The organism is Streptomyces sp. NBC_00057, from assembly GCF_045041165.1.
Lineage (GTDB): Bacteria > Actinomycetota > Actinomycetes > Streptomycetales > Streptomycetaceae > Streptomyces.
In genome coordinates this window covers 7110757-7126559 of sequence record NZ_CP108256.1, presented here as the reverse complement: position 1 = coordinate 7126559, position 15803 = coordinate 7110757, and the positions used below count along the sequence as shown (strand labels likewise).

The 15803-nt window shown below is 68.5% G+C and carries 15 protein-coding genes and 3 pseudogenes; 9 read left to right on the top strand and 9 right to left on the bottom strand.

What is annotated here, in order from left to right; all coding sequences use genetic code 11:
- Positions 1–56: 56 nt before the first annotated feature.
- From OG953_RS33520 to OG953_RS33510, 3 genes are all read right to left on the bottom strand, one after another.
- Entirely contained in the window at positions 57–782 is a 726-nt protein-coding gene (locus tag OG953_RS33520) for a cation transporter (RefSeq protein WP_405688978.1), read from the bottom strand.
- The gene (locus OG953_RS33515; RefSeq protein ID WP_405688977.1) at positions 782–1117 is read right to left on the bottom strand and encodes an ArsR/SmtB family transcription factor; all 336 of its coding nucleotides are present in this window, start codon (positions 1115–1117) and stop codon (positions 782–784) included. The genes OG953_RS33520 and OG953_RS33515 overlap by 1 nt, the downstream gene beginning before the upstream one ends.
- 110 nt (positions 1118–1227) lie before the next feature.
- Positions 1228–1443: a hypothetical protein gene (locus OG953_RS33510; protein WP_405692484.1), complete on the bottom strand. Its 216-nt coding sequence runs from the start codon at positions 1441–1443 to the stop codon at positions 1228–1230.
- A 275-nt stretch (positions 1444–1718) separates the two neighbouring features.
- Between OG953_RS33510 and OG953_RS33505 the strand changes: the two genes are divergently transcribed.
- The 4 genes and pseudogenes from OG953_RS33505 to OG953_RS33490 all read left to right on the top strand — a co-directional run bounded on the left by OG953_RS33505 (position 1719) and on the right by OG953_RS33490 (position 4154).
- Positions 1719–2756 carry a DUF3533 domain-containing protein gene (locus OG953_RS33505; protein ID WP_405688976.1) on the top strand — a complete coding sequence of 346 codons (1038 nt, stop codon included), beginning with the start codon at positions 1719–1721 and terminating at the stop codon, positions 2754–2756.
- A 346-nt stretch (positions 2757–3102) separates the two neighbouring features.
- Positions 3103–3309 (top strand): hypothetical protein, encoded by a 207-nt coding sequence (locus tag OG953_RS33500; RefSeq protein WP_405692482.1) that lies wholly within the window; start codon positions 3103–3105, stop codon positions 3307–3309.
- Positions 3240–3491, top strand: a pseudogene (locus tag OG953_RS33495) (hypothetical protein); the annotation flags it as partial. The gene OG953_RS33500 and the pseudogene OG953_RS33495, both read left to right, overlap by 70 nt.
- 150 nt (positions 3492–3641) lie before the next feature.
- Positions 3642–4154: a hypothetical protein gene (locus tag OG953_RS33490; RefSeq protein ID WP_405688975.1), complete on the top strand. Its 513-nt coding sequence runs from the start codon at positions 3642–3644 to the stop codon at positions 4152–4154.
- Positions 4155–4727: 573 nt separating this feature from the next.
- Here OG953_RS33490 and OG953_RS33485 read toward each other — a convergent pair.
- Positions 4728–5165, bottom strand: coding sequence for a hypothetical protein (locus OG953_RS33485; RefSeq protein ID WP_405688974.1), 438 nt, complete (start codon positions 5163–5165; stop codon positions 4728–4730).
- Positions 5166–5634: 469 nt separating this feature from the next.
- Between OG953_RS33485 and OG953_RS33480 the strand changes: the two genes are divergently transcribed.
- Both OG953_RS33480 and OG953_RS33475 read left to right on the top strand, forming a co-directional pair.
- Positions 5635–6513 carry a septum formation family protein gene (locus OG953_RS33480; protein ID WP_405688973.1) on the top strand — a complete coding sequence of 293 codons (879 nt, stop codon included), beginning with the start codon at positions 5635–5637 and terminating at the stop codon, positions 6511–6513.
- Between the two features lie 193 nt (positions 6514–6706).
- On the top strand, positions 6707–7051 hold the full coding sequence (locus OG953_RS33475) for a DUF2750 domain-containing protein (protein WP_405688972.1): 345 nt from the start codon (positions 6707–6709) through the stop codon (positions 7049–7051).
- Here the strand turns inward: OG953_RS33475 and OG953_RS33470 are convergent.
- From OG953_RS33470 to OG953_RS33460, 3 genes and pseudogenes are all read right to left on the bottom strand, one after another.
- A pseudogene (locus OG953_RS33470) lies at positions 7048–7254 on the bottom strand (transposase); the annotation flags it as partial. The gene OG953_RS33475 and the pseudogene OG953_RS33470 sit on opposite strands and share 4 nt — an antisense overlap.
- 9 nt (positions 7255–7263) lie before the next feature.
- Positions 7264–7470 (bottom strand): annotated as a pseudogene (locus tag OG953_RS33465) (transposase); the annotation flags it as partial.
- A gap of 91 nt (positions 7471–7561) precedes the next feature.
- Positions 7562–8011 carry an ATP-binding protein gene (locus OG953_RS33460; RefSeq protein ID WP_405688971.1) on the bottom strand — a complete coding sequence of 150 codons (450 nt, stop codon included), beginning with the start codon at positions 8009–8011 and terminating at the stop codon, positions 7562–7564.
- Between the two features lie 240 nt (positions 8012–8251).
- On the opposite strand from OG953_RS33460, the gene OG953_RS33455 reads away from it, so the two are divergent.
- From OG953_RS33455 to OG953_RS33445, 3 genes are all read left to right on the top strand, one after another.
- Complete coding sequence (locus OG953_RS33455) at positions 8252–9106, top strand: helix-turn-helix domain-containing protein (protein ID WP_405688970.1); 855 nt, start codon at positions 8252–8254, stop codon at positions 9104–9106.
- A complete protein-coding gene (locus tag OG953_RS33450) occupies positions 9103–9309 on the top strand; it encodes a DUF397 domain-containing protein (RefSeq protein ID WP_405688969.1) in 207 nt (68 codons plus the stop codon). The genes OG953_RS33455 and OG953_RS33450 overlap by 4 nt, the downstream gene beginning before the upstream one ends.
- Positions 9310–9546: 237 nt before the next feature.
- Positions 9547–10422, top strand: a complete 876-nt coding sequence (locus tag OG953_RS33445; RefSeq protein WP_405688968.1) for an alpha/beta fold hydrolase — start codon at positions 9547–9549, stop codon at positions 10420–10422.
- Between the two features lie 66 nt (positions 10423–10488).
- Here the strand turns inward: OG953_RS33445 and fxsT are convergent, their stop codons facing one another.
- Together fxsT and fsxC are read right to left on the bottom strand one after the other, a co-directional pair.
- Positions 10489–14424 (bottom strand): FxSxx-COOH system tetratricopeptide repeat protein, encoded by a 3936-nt coding sequence (gene fxsT, locus OG953_RS33440; RefSeq protein ID WP_405688967.1) that lies wholly within the window; start codon positions 14422–14424, stop codon positions 10489–10491.
- Positions 14408–15763, bottom strand: a complete 1356-nt coding sequence (gene fsxC, locus OG953_RS33435) for an FxsC protein (protein WP_405692202.1) — start codon at positions 15761–15763, stop codon at positions 14408–14410. The genes fxsT and fsxC overlap by 17 nt, the downstream gene beginning before the upstream one ends.
- Positions 15764–15803: the final 40 nt, after the last annotated feature.

Genomic DNA, 15803 nt, shown 5'->3' with positions numbered 1-15803 from the left:
CTTGAAGTCTTCTGGGCGCCAGGGCCCGGCTGCCGCGAGCGGCAGCCCTTGTCAGGTCAGTTGCAGCAGGCGCATCCCGGGGCGCAGCCGCAGGTGTCTTCGGTTCCCGTGGGCTTCGCGTCGGCCTGCAGCGTGCTCAGGCCGGCCGGTGCGCAGCAGCCGTCACCGCGCCATGCCTCCCGGCCTTCCTTGACCGCGATCGCCGCTATGACCAGCGCGGCGACCGGGTCCGCCCACGACCAGCCGAGCGTGGTGTTGGCGACCAGGCCCACCAGCAGCACGGCCGACAGGTAGGTGCACAGGAGCGTCTGCTTGGAGTCCGCGACCGCCGATGCCGATCCCAGCTCGCGGCCCGCCTTGCGCTGCGCGGCGGACAGGAACGGCATGACGGCCAGCGACAGGGCCGCGAGCACGATGCCCGGGACCGACGACTCCGCTTCCCCGCTGCCCGTCAGCGCGCGGATCGCGTCCACGCTCACGAAGGCTGCGAGGGCGAAGAACGACACGGCGATGATCCGCAACGCCTTCTTTTCCCGCGCTTCGCGAACTGCGTGCTCGCGTGCGGAGAACTGCCAGGCCACTGCCGCCGCGGAGGAGACCTCAATAATCGAGTCCAGCCCGAAGCCCACCAGGGCGGAGGACGATGCAATCGATCCCGCGGTGATCGCGACGACCGCCTCGACCACGTTGTACGCGATCGTGGCGGCGACCAGCAACCGTATGCGGCGGGCCAGGACCTCGCGGCGGGCAGGGACAGGTCCGAGGGATGTCTCCGCGGTCATCAGCAGCAGCCCTTCTCGTCCGTGTCGGGGCAGGTGCTGTCCGCAGCGACAGCCAGAACGGCCTCGCGCAGGTCGTCCAGCGCGTGTCCCAGCCGGGGGTCGGCGAGCTCGTACCGGGTGCGGCGGCCCTCCGGCACGGCCACGGCCAGGCCGCAGTCCCGCAGACACGCCAGATGGTTCGACAGGCGTGTGCGGGAGATCCCGAGGGCGTCGGCCAGGTCGGACGGATAAGCGGGAGCTGCGCGAAGGGCGAGCAGCAGGCGGCAGCGGATCGGGTCGGCGAGGGCGCGGCCGAACCGTGCCAGCACCTCGATGTCGGTCGCGAGATTCAGCACAAGCGAAACGATACACAGGATCCTGAATTCAGGGAATCGTGGATAGATGCGGGTCAGCGGGCAGCCGCTGCCTGCGGGAGGCATCGCGCGGGCAGGTGGTCCCGGGCTGCTCAGTGGCCGTGCGGTTCGCCCCGGTGGATCGGACCGTGCGGGTCCTCGCAGTGTCGCGCCGGAGTCACACCACTCCCAGGGGCGGCGACTTGGAGGACCTTCTCCGGCTGGTGGTCCACCTGGAGCGTCGTGTGCGTGATGCCGTGGTCGCGAGCGACAAGGCGCTCCAAATCGCGGCGCACCGCGTGGCAGTCGCCGCCGGTCTCGACCAGCACGTGCGCGGACAGTGCCGCCTCCTGGGAAGTGATCTGCCAGATGTGCAGGTCATGGATCTCCGGGCGGCGAGCCGCAGCGATCCGGGTCCGGCGCCTTGGCGTCCATGGTGAACGGCTTCGAGGCGCAGGTCGTCGCCGTAGATCTCCACCATGGACCCAAGTTTCGAACATTCGTACGATACTCCGGGCGCGGGACTCCCCCGGGCCGGCGCTCCGGTCAGCCATTCGGCCCGGTCCCACCTGCACGAACGGCCGACGCCCCGGACCGTGGGAGCATGACTTTCGCTGACGAGGTGAAGAACGCCGTCACTCCACGGGCCGCGCTGCTCGTGATCGGTGTGCTCGGACTGCAGCTGCTGTTCATCGCGTCCTACGTCGGGGCGCTGCACAAACCGAAGCCGACGGACGTACCCTTCGGGGTCGTCGCACCCCGGCAGATGTCCGCACAGCTGATCACCGAGCTGAAGAATCTCCCTGGCGGCCCGCTGGACCCCCGTGCGGTCGCCGACGCGGCCACGGCCCGCGAGCAGATCCTGAACCGCGAGATCGACGGCTCCCTGATCGTCAGTCCCCAAAGCACGACCGACACCGTGCTGGTCGCCTCCGGCGGGGGTGCCGCGCTGGCCGACACCCTGACGAAGATCATCACGAAGGTCGATCTGACCCAGCAGCGCACAGTGCGGTCCGTGGACGTGGCCCCGGCCTCCGACCAGGACTTCGACGGGCTCTCGTCCTTCTACCTGGTCGTGGGCTGGTGCGTGGGCGGCTACCTCTGCGCCTCGATCCTGGCGATCAGCGCCGGCTCCAAACCCGCCAACCGACAGCGCGCGGTGATCCGGACCGGCGTCATGGCGCTGTACTCCATCGTGGGCGGGATCGGCGGCGCGATCATCATCGGCCCGATCCTCGGCGCCCTGCCCGGAAGCTTCTGGGGGCTGTCGGGGCTGGGGGCGCTGACCGTCTTCGCGGTCGGCATGCTCACCCTCGCCCTGCAGGCCCTCACCGGCATCGTCGGCATCGGCCTGGCCGTCCTGATCGTGGTGATCGCGGGCAACCCGAGCGCCGGCGGCGCCTTCCCGCTGCCGATGCTCCCGGACTTCTGGCGAGCGATCGGCCCCGCGCTGCCGCCCGGGGCGGGCACCTGGGTGGCACGCTCGATCGCGTACTTCAAGGGCAACGCGGTCACCGGACCACTGCTGGTGCTCTCCGCGTGGGCGGTGGCGGGCACGCTCGTCACACTCCTGATGGCCATGCGCCGCACACCGGATGATGTCGCCGGTGACACCGCGCCCGTGGGCTCGACGACCGCCTGAACCCAGCGGATCGTGGCAGCGCGAGCGCTCATCGACATCCGGGAACCGCGCGCTGCGGAACGTCCGGCCGGGTCTCCGGTCGCATCCTGAAGGATCGTGAGGAGACCCGGTGTCCGCTCGATGTGACCTCCGTCGAGGGCGTCGGCGACTGTGTCGTCCGGATCTGCCGGGGCGCCGTCGAAGTCGGTGAAGAGCAGCGCACGCAGCTCGGGGCTCGGCCGGAATGGCCCTCCGCGTCGGCTGGAGCCTCGTTGCGGCCCGACACGTACGGACAGTGCAAGGCCGTGCGTACAGTCGTGCTCGGGGGCCCGTTGCGAGGGCCGCACGGAAGACAGGCGGAATCTGGATGACGGACATCACCACAGTCGACTGGTGGGAGCTGTTGCCGGCCGACATCCGCCGGCAGGTCGACGGATATGTCCTCCAAGACGCACGTCTTTCGGCGCTCCGCGTTGTCTTCGAAGCCGGCCGTACCCACGGTCTGGGTCTACAGATCTGCGCACGGGCTTCGCAAAGGCGCTCCGAGCGCAACCCCGACCAGACGTCATCGTGATCCTGACCGACGGGCAGACGCCCTGGCCGAGCGCGCAACCACCGTGCCGGACGGTGGTGGGTCTGTTCCCTCGGCAGCAGGCAGCCGGGTCGTGGGACGAGGACGATCCCGATTACGTCCCGGACTCGCCGCCCGCGTGGGCACGAACGGTTGACATCGGGGCGACTCCCGCTGCTCGGTGAGCCCCCCAGGGGATCCGCTCGATCACGCCGCCCATGCGCTCCGTGCCCGAGTAGGGGCAGAGACCGCCGCCAAGCCATTCATCCGCCCCGGGTACTGTCCGCTTGTTCGAAACGAGCCCTGAGTCAGAGGCTGCACGCGGGAGGGACGTCATGAGTGGTCCGGAATCGGTCGACAGTACGTGGAAGCTGAGCAACGAAGAGGGCGGGGTGCTCGCAGGCCGGTGGTGGAAGTGGGCCCTGTCCGCCCCTGACGGTCGCAGTCCGGTCGAGGACACAACGGGCGAGCACGCCGCCTGGAACCAGCCGGACGACCTCTGGTTCCTGGCCGGCACCTACGGCGGCCACGTGGTGCGACGCTGCGCGATCCCCTCGGACCGGCCGGTCTTCTTCCCTGTGCTCAATATGCAGCACACCAGGTCGTACTCGAGGATCCCCCAATCCTTGACGGTGGCAGAGGCCACGGCATCGCTCAACAGCATTCCGTTGCCGCTGCAGGAGTTCTCCGCGCCGTTCAGGACGGGGCTGACCCAGCGCTACGCGTGGGGCATCTGGGGTGGCATCGCGTCGCTGACTCCCGGCCAGTACGTACTGGAGATCAAAGCCAGGGCTACGAACGGTTTCTGGGTCGACACCACCTACCACCTGGAGTCGAAGGCCTCCTGATCCGGACCGCTCTGCGAGTGGTCCGGCGCAGGGCGGGGAGCGGCGGTCGGGCGCTGAGCTCTGACCGTGGGGGTGATGGCCCTGGACAGGGCCACCGGCGCCCGCCTCCACCCCCGTAGCTCTCCGAGAGCATCGCTTCCGCCCAGACCCGTCTCGGTGGAGGCGTCGCGAACTGTGCAGCCCCAGCGGCTCGCATGGGCGTCGATCAGGAGAAGGCCGCGACCCGAGTCGGCATCGGTGGGGACGGGGACCGGGTGGCGGCTGAGGCGGGAGGCGGTCCGAGCGGATGTCTGTCACCTCGACGCGGACCGCCTGAGGCAGAAGCAGGAGCGCCAGACGGAAGTGGCGGCCGGGAAGTCTGCCGTGGTGCTCGCGTTGGCCGCGAACTCGGTGGTGACGAGGGCGATGGTTCGAGCAGTCTCGGAGTCGTACGGGCTGCCGCACCCCTCGGTGAGCTGCTGGACCGCAGGGTACGGGTCAGCCGGGCGCCATGGGGGGTGCTGCTGAGGCGAGGCTGAACTCGGTGCTGGGGCGAGTGGTTGGTCCGAACAGCCCGACCGTCGAGCGGCTGCGCTATCGCCTTTCCAGTGTCCACTTGCCCCAGGTGGAGATGGCGAGGAAGCCGCTGCCCGGGATGGTGACCACGCCCCGGATGTCGCTGTGCCGGGTGAGAGTCCTGGCCTCGCCCCCGGAGACAGACGTGAAATGCAGTTCACCGTGTTCGGCGGCACCCAGCCAGGCAAACGACACGCGTGCGTGGCTGTCGAAGTACACAAGTTCCTCGTTCCTGCCGCACACGGTGTCCGCCAGCACAGGGAGTTCAGCCGCCTCGACGGTTTGCAGGCGCCAGCGGGAGAAGCCGGTCCCTGAGCTCGGCTTCGGCTTGTCCCGAGTGACCTCCACCCGGTTGTAACCGGCGGGTAGCAGCACTCTGCGCACCCCGGGCCCGTATGTGTACAGCAGTTCCCCGCCGTGCACCTTGCGCGTCGTCGATCGCCGCAGCGCGTGCACCCTGAACGATGTGGTCAGGCCCCCCTTGAACTCCAGGGGGACCGGCCGCTGAGTCCCAGCAGGCTGTGGTATCTCAACTTCCCGCCCTCGCCACCCGCTCGCCCGGAACCGGCCCTCTGTCGGCATGGACTCCCCCTCCTGCTCACCAGGTCCGAACGTAATGGATGCGACGCTCCCGCCGACGTCGTTCCCATAAGACCGACCGGCAATTGGGGGGCGGCCTAAGTGTGGGGGGATTCTCTCCCTGGCGTCCGCGTGTGCGGTGCGCCTCGAGCCGGGTTCCTGGTTCCTCCCCACTGATGGGCGGTTCACTTCTCGACCACTCTCAACCGCCGGACGACAACTCCTCCGGATATCACCTGCACCACCACCGCCGGTGCACCAAAATGCCTGCGCACAGCACTGTCACTGACATGCCATACGATGCGCACACCTGTTCACAACCCTTCCGTTTGAGGATTCCCACGTCATGACTCTCGGTGTCACGTCCCGTTCCCTGCGCGGTATATCCGCTGTCGTAGCCCTGCTCTCGGTCGGAGCGGTGGGATGCTCCGAAGCCCTCGACAGCGCAAAGACCGGCGCCAAGAAAGTGGTTCGCCAGCGATCGGTCTTCTCGCTCGCGACCGGCGACTGCTACAACCCGAACAACGGGGCGCCCAAGGGCGAGGAGTTCAGCGTCGAGGTCGTGCCGTGCAAGGAACCGCACAAGGGCCAGGTCGTCGGTGACTTCAAGATCGACGGGCAGTCGGCGTACCCCGGTGAGGACAAAACCGCACAGATCGCCGACGAACGATGCCCGGCCGAGGCGCAGAAGTTCACCCCCGACGCCTGGGCCCTGCCCAAGGGCGTCGACGTCTACTACTACTCCCCCACCAAGGAGAGCTGGGCGACGGGCGATCGGGCCGTGACCTGCACGTACACCAAGGAAGCGGGCACGTTCTCCGGTTCGTTGAAGAGCAAGCCCCTGGACGCCGACCAGCTCGCATACCTGAAGGGTTCGAACGCCGTCTACGAGGCCCTGTGGACGAACCAGCCCGAAGCAGAGCATGTTGAGGACGACTTTGCCGGCTACAAGAAGCAGGCCAAAGCCGTTGCCGCCGCGCTCGACACCCACCTCACGGCCCTGAAGAACATTCAGCAGCCGGAGACCGTCAAGCTCCGTGCACGGCTGAAGGAAACCGCCGATGCGTGGGAAAAGGCCGCCTCGGCCGGTGACACCGACGCCTTCTACCTCGCCTACGACCGGGCCTTCACCGGTATCGACCCGGGCAAAACGGTCGCCGCCCGCAAGGAGCTGAAGCTCGCCACCACCGTCCCGGCGGACGAAGCCGAGGTCTGGGCCGGCTGACCCGGTCGGATCACGTCGTCCGGCCGGGCCCCTGCCGGACGGCGGGGGCCACCGCCGGATCCGGCACGTCGGCCTGCGTAGGGCCTTCGGTCCCGGCATCCTGGATATGACCACGTGCCGGGACCGAAGAACAGCCCCGGAGCCTGAGAACGCCTAACGAAATGAGTGGCGGGGAACATTAGGCTCGGTGGTCATGAGTCAAAGTGGTTCGCAAGCGGCAGCATTCTTCCGAGACGTCCGCCAGAGCCGAGTTGTCTGGCTTGTCCGGGATGACGACGGAAGCCCAACTTCCCTCTCCGCGGACGGCACGCGAAGTCTTCCCTTCTGGTCGACCTCGGCCCGCGCCCAGAGGGCGGCGAAGATCTGGGGGCATGGGCTACGGGTCGAATCCATGTCCCTGGAAGACTGGCGCGCCCGCGAACTGCCCGATGCCGCCCGGGAGGGACTCCTGATCGGCATCAACTGGAGCGGGCCGCGCCTCGTCGGCTGGAGCTTCACCCCGATGGAAGTTCTCAACCGACTGGCGGCGGCTGACTAGCTCACGGGGTCGCTCGCCAGAGCGCGCAGTCGCCGCCAGCAGATGAGTGCGCATCCGAGGGTGAGGAAGGCTTCGTGGATGTCGTCGCGAATCTCCCAGCGGGTCCGCAGTCGACGCAACCAGTGCAGGTGGGCGAACGCGCGCTCCACAACCCAGCGTTGCTTGCCGAGGCCGGAGCCGTGCTCGGTGCCGCGGCGGGCGATCGACCCGAAGCCGAGTTCCTGCGGCAGGTGTTCCCAGGCGATCCCGGTGTGCAGCACGAACAGGATGCCCTGGAACACCAGCCGGTCCGTATGCCGCTTGCGTCCTGGATGCCAGGTCCGACGCTTGACCTTGGGCAACAGCGGCTCGATCACCGCCCGCAACTCGTCATCGACTTCCCACGGCTTTGACCGAGCCACCCCGTACCCCCGGATCATCAGTCCCGGAGTGATCCAACCACTTGGAAGATCATTTCGTTAGGAGTTCTAAGTAAAGATCGACTGGACCCAGCTGTCCTCCGTGCCGCGCTCAGGAGGAGCAAGCCACCTCCGCCCAGACCGTTTTGGTGAACGCGTCGCCAACGGTGCAGCCCCAACGGTCCGCGTACGCCTCGACGAGCAGCAGACCACGGCTCGATGCCGCGTCGGCGGACACGGGTCCCGCTGCCGGGATGGGCGGCAGGCGCTCCGGGCGGGTGTCGGTCACCTCGATACGAACGGCGTGGGGCAGAAGGAGGAGCGTCAGCCTGAAGTCGCGCCCGGGGAGGCGCCCGTGGGTAATGGCGTTGGCGGCCAGTTCGGCGGTGACGAGGGCGACGGCTTGAGCAGTCTCGGAGTCGTACGGACTGCCGCACCACTCGGTGAGCTGCTGCACGGCGAGGGTACGGGCCAGCCTGGCGCCACGGGGGGTGCTGCTGAGGCGAAGGCTGAACTCGGGTGCTGGGCCGAGTGGTTCATGGGTGCTTTCCTGTTGCTTCACGACGCCATCGTGGAACTCGGCAGATATCGCTGACCAGGCGCGATGACCGTACGGGATATCGGTGGTACGGGCCGGACGGATTTGCGCCGCCCTGAGTTGTACGGGTCTTGTACGGGAGCCGTACGGGGCAGGGGCCGTGTCCCTGGAAACGTCGATTGCGTTGAACCTTGCCCAGTCGTAGTGAAGTTGAGGAGCACTACGGGTATTTGCGGGCGGGGCGTGAACGGTGGCGGAAAGGGCGTGAGGGCAGTGCGGGATACGCGGAACAGCCGCGCGACGAAGACAAGGGAGGACAACGACCTGCCGGGGGTGTGGGTGGCCTACGGCAAGCTCCTCCAGCACCTGCGCAAGCGGGCCGAGTTGAACCAGCAGGCGCTCGGAGATGCCATCGGCTACTCCCTGGAACAGGTCGCCTCGGTCGAGCAGGGGCGGCGACCGGCAAAGGAGGCGTTCACCGTCGCGGCGGACCGGGTGCTGGCTGCGGGCGGCTTGCTGGAAGTTCTCCAGGTCGATGTGGACCGGGCGAAGCTCCCGCAGTTCTTCCGTAACTTCGCCCTCATCGAGGCGGAGGTGCTGAGCCGCTTCTCGTACGACCCGCTGCTGGTGCCGGGCCTGCTGCAGACGGAGGCGTACGCACGGGCCGTGTTCGGCGGCCATTGCCCTCCGTTCAGCGAGGAGATCATCGACCAGCACACGGAAGCGCGACTGAGCAGGCAGAAACTTCTGACGCGGGATCCGCTGGCGGAACTGTCGTTCATCATCGGGGAGGAGGCGTTGCGAAACCCGGTGGGCGGCGGGGAGGTGATGCGGAAGCAGTGGCAACGCCTGCTGGAGGTGGGCTCGTTGCGGTCGGTGGAGGTTCAGGTGATGCCTGCCGGGCTCGGATTCCACCCGGGCCTGGACGGGCCCTTCGTCCTGGTGGAGACGAAGGAGCTCCGCCGCCTCGGATACATCGAGTCCCAGGAGGTCGGGTGCGTCGTCAGTGATCCGGCTGAGGTCAGCGCCTTCGGGTTGCGATATGGCAAGCTGCGATCGCAGGCCCTGAACGTCGAGGCGTCTGCGCGGCTCATCGAACAGCTGGTGGGAGAGACATGAGCGTGGAGCAGGTAACCGAGAGCGTTGACGAGCTGCACTGGTTCAAGAGCAGCCACAGCGGATCGGGCGGCGGCGACTGCGTGGAAGTGGCTGCCGGCCCCGGTGCGGTGTATGTACGGGACTCGAAGGTCGCGGGTGGCGGACCGGTGCTGCGGGTCGGGCGGGGCGAGTGGGTGGCGTTCGTGACGCTCGCGCGGGGGTAGCGCCGACGAGGCTTCCTGATCGGAATCGACGGGCTCGCCCGCATCACGTGAGGTGATGCGGGCGAGCCCCGGCAGGCCGGATCGAGAACTGCCCGAAGGCGCCGCACGATTACGCGCCCCCGTACGCCCCCACGGTTTCCCAACAGACAGTCCCGGTAAGCGCTCTGATGAGCCATCATCGAATCGGGCGGGAAAAGTCGGGCACGCGGTGCCCGCACCATACAGAGGAGGCGCGGAGTGCGTAATCGGGTGCGCGCAACGGACGGGCGGCATCTGGTGGTGGAGCGTCTGGGCGATCCCCGCGGCAGACCGGTCTTCCTGCTCCACGGAATGCCCGGCAGCAGGCTCGGTCCGGCTCCGCGCGGCATGGTGCTGTACCAGCGCAAGACACAGCTGATCACCTATGACCGGCCGGGCTACGGCGACTCCGACCGGCTGCCGGGCCGCTGTGTCGCCGACGTCGTTCAGGACGTACGGGCCATCGCGGACCACCTCGGGCTGGAACAGTTCGCCGTGGTGGGCCGATCCGGTGGCGCCCCGCACGCCCTGGCCTGCGCCGCGCTGATGCCCGAGCGGGTCACCCGTACCGCCGCACTCGTCGGGCTGGCCCCCTGGGGCGCCGACGGCCTGGACTGGTTCGACGGGATGGCCGCCTCCAATGTGCTGGCGTACTCCACCGCGGCGGCCGATCCGGACGGGCTCGCGGAGTCGTTCATCTCGCGGTCCGCGGTGATCAGGAAGAACCCGGTCAGGCTCATCGACGATCTGCGCCGGGAGCTGACCGACTCCGACCGGATGGTGGTCAACGACGCCGGGGTCCGCACCATGCTGCTGCGCAACTACCGTGAGGGGCTGCGCACTTCGGCATGGGGCTGGATCGACGACGCGATCGCTTTCAGCCGTCCATGGGGGTTCGACCCTGCGGACATCACGGGTCCGGTGATGCTGTGGCACGGCGAGAAGGATGTGTTCTCGCCGGTGGGCCACTCCCGCTGGCTGGCCGAGCGCATCCCGAACTCCACCGTCGTGGTGGAACCTGCGGCCGCGCACTTCGACGCGCTGCACGTCCTGCCCACGATCCTCAACTGGCTGCTGGAGCCGGCTGCCTGCTGAGGAACGGACCCAAGAGGGACAGGAAAAGACAGGGAGCGTCCGGTGGCGGCCGGACGCTCCCGTGGCTCATACCGCCGTCGGTTCCAGTTCGCGCTCGAACCGGCGCTCGTCCCGGGCGATCCGGGTCATCGGGTGGTCGTCACCGAGCTGCCGCGACAGCTCCTCGACCGTCTCCGTCCTCAGCCGCAGCGCCTCGTCCTTGCGCCCCATCGCATCGAGCGTGACCGCCATGTTCGACATCATGGCCAGGGTCTCCGGGTGGTGCGCACCGAGGACGTGCCTGAGCTGTCCTGCCACCTTCCGTTCGGTCTCCAGCACGATTTCGAGATCGCCCCGTTCGGCCGTCGCATTGGCCAGGTTCATCACGCAGAACAGGGTGTTGGGGTGCTCGTGCCCGTACACCTCCCGCATCGTCGCGACCACCCGGGTCAGCACCTGCTCCGACTCCTCCACCGCGCCGGCCCCCAGCAGGTAGACGCCGAGGTTGTTCAGGGCGGCCAGGGTGTACGGGTGCTTCTCCCCCGGCACCTTCATGTACTGGTCGACGACCTCCTGCGCGGTGTCCCTGGCCTCGGCCGCCTCGCCCGCCGCGAACAGGTCGGCCGCCAGATTGAGGTCGCAGGCCAGCCATTCCGGGTTGGCGGCGGTGTACTTGGCCCGGTACCGGGCGCGGGTGGCCACCGTGAGCCTGCGGGCGTCCTCCAGTCTGCCCGCCCGGCGCAGCGACACCGCCAGGCTCTTCGCCGCGCTCAGCGTGCCGGGGAAGGACCGGCCGAGCGTGGCCTTGTAACTGTCGTACGTGCGGCCGAGGATGCTGACCGCGTCCTCGTACCGCCCGACGTCACGCAGGTCACGGGCCAGGTTCATCGCCGAGGAGAGGCTGTACGGGTGTTCCGCGCCGAGCACCTCGACCCGCCGGTCGAAGACGTCCTGGTCGATCTCCCTGGCCTTGGCGTACTGCCCGATCGACCGCAGGGTGAACGCCAGGTTGTTGGCCGCTGCCAGGGTCCTCGGATGCGAATCGTGGAAGATCTGGTTGAACCCGTCGGTGGCCTCGGTCGCCAGCTCGATCGCCATGGTGTACTCGCCGAGCGTGCCGAGGTCCGTCGCCAGACTGCTGGTGCTCATGTACGTGTGCGGATGCTCCGGTCCCAGGACCTCCCGCTGCGTCGCCAGGGTGATCTCGTCGAGCTCCTTCGCCTCCACGTAACGGCCGCGCGAGCGGTAGATGTTGGCGAGGTGGAAGCAGAGGTAGAGGTACTGGATGTCCCGCTCCCCCAGCGTCTCCTTCCAGATGGCGCGCAGCTCCTCGCCTAGGGCGGCAGCGGTCCTGAAGTCACCTCGCTTCCAGAGATAACGGACCCGGTCGATCAACAGCCTGCGGGCCTCGGGCTCCTTGCAGTTGCGGGCGTCGGACGGGACGAGGTGCGGCCAGAGGGTGGCGAACTGCGGCCAGGTCGAGGGGTTGTCGATCGGCTCGTCCTCATCGGGCCGGGCACCCGCCAGAATGCGGTGGACGGCATGCCGGGCGTCGCGCTGCTCCTCCTCGCTGAGCTGTGCCCGGATGACGGCCTGGACGAGACGGTGCACCTGGATGGAGTTGGAGACCTGGTCGACCTTGGCGAGGGCGAACCGGCCGATCTCCCGGATGACCCGGCCCAGCACGAGCTTCTCCTGGAGCGAGGCGTCGTACGGCTTCAGCGCCTCGATCATCTCCTTGCTGTACAGGAGGTTCCCCGAGATCGGCTCGGGGGCGAAGAAGGCGCAGAGCTGGAGCAGCCGCACCGCGGCGGGCGAGCGCTCCTTGAGCCGTTCGATGGAGATGTTCCAGGTCGCCGCGACCGGCTGCGGGTAGCCGGCCGGCTGGTTGAGCGCCAGGACCTCGGGGGCCTGCTGCGCCAGCTGTTCCAGATAGGTGTCGATCGGGGTGGCGGTCTCCGCGATCCAGGCCGCCGCCTGTTCGACGGCGAGCGGCAGGTCACCGACCGCGGTGGCCACCTGGGCGGCGTCCTCGTCACTCAGTCCCGGGGCCCGGCGCTGGAGGTGTTCGATGGACTCCTCGCGCAGGAAGACGTCGACGGGCAGTGCGTCGCCGTGCTGGGACCAGGCCTGGTTCCGGGAGGTGACCAGGATGTGTCCGGAGCCGCCCTGCGGGAAGTAGCGCCGGAGCCGTTCGGGGTCGTCGGCGTTGTCGAAGACCAGCAGCCAGCGGTCCGAGGGCACGCCGCGCCGCAGCAGGTCCACGGCTTCCTGGGAGGCGGCCGCCATGTCGTCGCCGCCCTGCGCGCCGAGCCGGACGGCGAGCTCGGCGAGCCCGGCCACCACGTCGTCGGTCTGTTCGGAGGATATCCACCAGACCAGGTCGTAGTCGGCCATGAAGCGGTGCACGTACTCCAGGGCGACCTGGGTCTTGCCGACACCGCCGAGTCCGTACAGGGTCTGCGGTTGCGGCAGCACGACGGCCATGCCGCCGCCGAGCTGGTCGCGCATCCGCTCCAGGACCAGGGAGCGGCCGGTGAAGCCGGGGTTGCGCGGCGGTGCGTTCCAGATCCTGGGGACGGTACCGGGGAAGCGGGGTCCGGGCGACACACTGTCGGTGAGCTGTACGGGCCGGTCCAGGGCGCGCAACAGGGCGGCGGTGGCATGCACCTCGTCGAGCCGGAAGAGATCGACGGGGTTGCGGTCGATGTAGGGCGCGGACAGCCGTACGTCACCGACCCTGAGCGGCAGCAGATGGCGCCGGCCACCGCCGGGGTCCTCCGCCACGGCACGCTCCCAGAGGTTCACCGCGCGCTGCGACTTGAGGTAGGCGCTGGAGAGCAGCACCACGGTACGGGCGGCGTTCTCCGCGGCGGCGGCCGCCGGTTCCGGGGTCTCCCGCTCGGCGGACACATCACGCGGTACGACGCGGAACCCGGCCCGGGTGAGCACGGATTCGATCCAGTCGGCCCACATCCGGTTCTCCGCCACATAGCTGAGGAAGAGATCGGCGGGCAGCGCGGGCCTGCGCCGGGTGAACGCGTCACGGATGCGCAGCCGTACCTCTTCGCCGACCGGCGGCATCGAGGTGATCTGCTGGTCGGTGATGACGGAGGTGAGCCGTTCGAAGGCGGAGAGCAGTGAGTTGGTGAGACCTGCCTCGTCGCCGAAGGTCGCGAGGGTCTCCTCGTAGGCGTAGTACGGGCGGTACGGAATCTCCACCGCGCCCCAGTAGGCGGTGAGTTCGTCCCCGGACAGATCGCGCGGGAGCCGGTCGAACTTCAGCCGGGCCAGCGCCCGTCCGGCATCGGCCTTCTCCTTCTCGCCCTCGTCGATGCGCATCGGGACGGGGAAGATGGAGATGGGGCGGCCGGTGTAGCGCTCGGAGATCTGCCGGGCGACGGAGGCGGCGCCGTCTATGGACTGGTCGCTGAGGGTGAAGCAGTCGACGAGGACGTCGGGCAGGTGGACGGTGCAGATGTCGGCGATGTCGCTGAGGCCGGTCCGGCTGTCGATGAGGACGTAGTCGTAGTTGGCCTTCATGTCGTCGCGCAGGGCGTCGAAGAAGTGGCCGCCGCCGAGCCGGTCGTAGAAGTTGTCCCAGTCGAAGGTGGAGACGGTCGCGGAGTATTCGCGGTTCTGCCGTCCGGCGGAGACGAAGTCGAGGGTGCCGCCGTGCGGGAATTCCCAGCCGAGCGCCTCGGGTGTGAGGGATACGGCGTGCGGCTGGATACGGGCGTAGTCGCGGTGCCAGTCGTCGGCGCGCTGGACGGGGCTGGTCGCAGCCCACGCGTACTCGGTGATCAGATCGATGACGCCGGTGGTGGCACCGAGTGTCGACGGGTCGAGGAACGGGTGGAAGAACCGGTGGAGCCCCGGTGCCTCCAGGTCCCAGTCGACGGCCAGTACCCGTTTTCCGTTGGCGGCGAGTATCCAGGCGGTGTTGGCCAGAGCCATGGTGCGCCCGGTGCCGCCCTTGTACGAGTAGAAAGTGACGATGCGCCCGTCACGACTGGCCGTCATCCGTGTCCTCCGCATCCGTCGCAGGGTCATGTGTCTCGGGGGTGTAGTACGTCTGCGCCATCGGCCCCATCAACCGTGTTCGTTCGGTGTGTCCGCCACCGGTGGCGGGTGGGTAGACCGCCGCGTGTCTCAGGTACTGCTGGGCCGCCACCTCGACGACCTGCGGCAGGATCTGCCCGAAGGCCTCCATGCTGGGTACGCCCTTGGCGGCGGCGCGGCAGTAGGCCCGCCCCTGGCGCATCTTGGTCGGCATGGTCTGTTCGAGTTTCTCGGTCAGTTCCGCCTCGGCCGCCCTGCTCTCGTGGTCCTCGCGATTCCACGGCACGACCATCGTCACCCAGGGGCGGTTCTCGGCGTCGAAGGCGGCGAGCCGCCGGCGCCGGTCCTCGTCCTGCAGGGCCCAGCGGTCGACGAGCAGGATCTCCGGTCTGCTGGGCGGCTGTTTGCCCTCCGGGTGCCCGGACTCCTCGTCGAAGGAGGAGATGGTCGCCTGGTAGTTGAGGGAGCGCACCAGGTCCTCGGCGACATAGGCCAGAGGGCGGGCGGCGGCCGGATGGTAGGGATTCCAGTCCTGCGGGTTGTCGCCGTAGCACTCGGCGTTGCGTCCCTCGGGCAGGTCGTGTCGGGTGGGAGCGGCGATGGTCACCTGCATGGGGCGGGGCCCGCCGAATCCGCTGTTCGGCGGGCCGAAGGCGCTGGGGGCCAGCCGGTAGTCGACGGGGCGGCCGGTGCCGATCCTTATGGTGTCGGCGACGTTGACGATGCGCTTGGCGAGTTCGTACACCGCGCGCTCGTACTCCTCGGTGAAGAGCTTGAGTTTGATCAGTCCGTAGAGTCCGTCGCTGACGTAACGGTCCCCGAAGTCGCGGTGGTTGAACTGTAATCTCTCGGCGGGTCCCGGGAGTTGGCTCGGCGGTACCGGCACCCAGAGCGCCGGGACGATCGCCTCGGCCGGCTGGTTGGAGCGGGCCCGGTAGTGGATGGCGCGCTGGGCGAAGGCGTACCACTCCTTGCCGCACATCTCGCTGGCGAAGTAGCGCGGCGAGAACAGCGGAACGAACACCCGGCAGGTGGCGAGCACCTCGCCGAGCCGCTCCGACCAGCCCTCGCCGGAGCGTATCTCGCGGTCGATGAACCCGGCGGGGGCGCCCGCGGGCAGATCGGTCATGGCCATCACATGGCCGCAGAGATCCTGGAAGAGCCGCTCGACCCACATGTCGGGGTCCGTTCCACCGCCGTACCCCGGTGTATGTGCATAACTCAAGAAGAAGTACGGCCGATGGTCCGCCGCTCGCTGCTGCGTTGTTGCGTGCACACGACCCCCGTCCTGTGTGAGCACCCGCACCCGAGGATTGAAGTGAATGCGAGCGAATTCATCA

What these genes read in the sequence shown, in the direction of transcription:
- OG953_RS33480 (WP_405688973.1), top strand. Translation starts at nt 5,635, where the DNA reads ATGACTCTCGGTGTCACGTCCCGTTCCCTGCGCGGTATATCCGCTGTC.
- OG953_RS33450 (WP_405688969.1), top strand. Translation starts at nt 9,103, where the DNA reads ATGAGCGTGGAGCAGGTAACCGAGAGCGTTGACGAGCTGCACTGGTTC.
- OG953_RS33520 (WP_405688978.1), bottom strand. Translation starts at nt 782, where the DNA reads ATGACCGCGGAGACATCCCTCGGACCTGTCCCTGCCCGCCGCGAGGTC.
- OG953_RS33500 (WP_405692482.1), top strand. Translation starts at nt 3,103, where the DNA reads ATGACGGACATCACCACAGTCGACTGGTGGGAGCTGTTGCCGGCCGAC.
- OG953_RS33490 (WP_405688975.1), top strand. Translation starts at nt 3,642, where the DNA reads ATGAGTGGTCCGGAATCGGTCGACAGTACGTGGAAGCTGAGCAACGAA.
- OG953_RS33475 (WP_405688972.1), top strand. Translation starts at nt 6,707, where the DNA reads ATGAGTCAAAGTGGTTCGCAAGCGGCAGCATTCTTCCGAGACGTCCGC.
- OG953_RS33505 (WP_405688976.1), top strand. Translation starts at nt 1,719, where the DNA reads ATGACTTTCGCTGACGAGGTGAAGAACGCCGTCACTCCACGGGCCGCG.
- fxsT (WP_405688967.1), bottom strand. Translation starts at nt 14,424, where the DNA reads ATGACGGCCAGTCGTGACGGGCGCATCGTCACTTTCTACTCGTACAAG.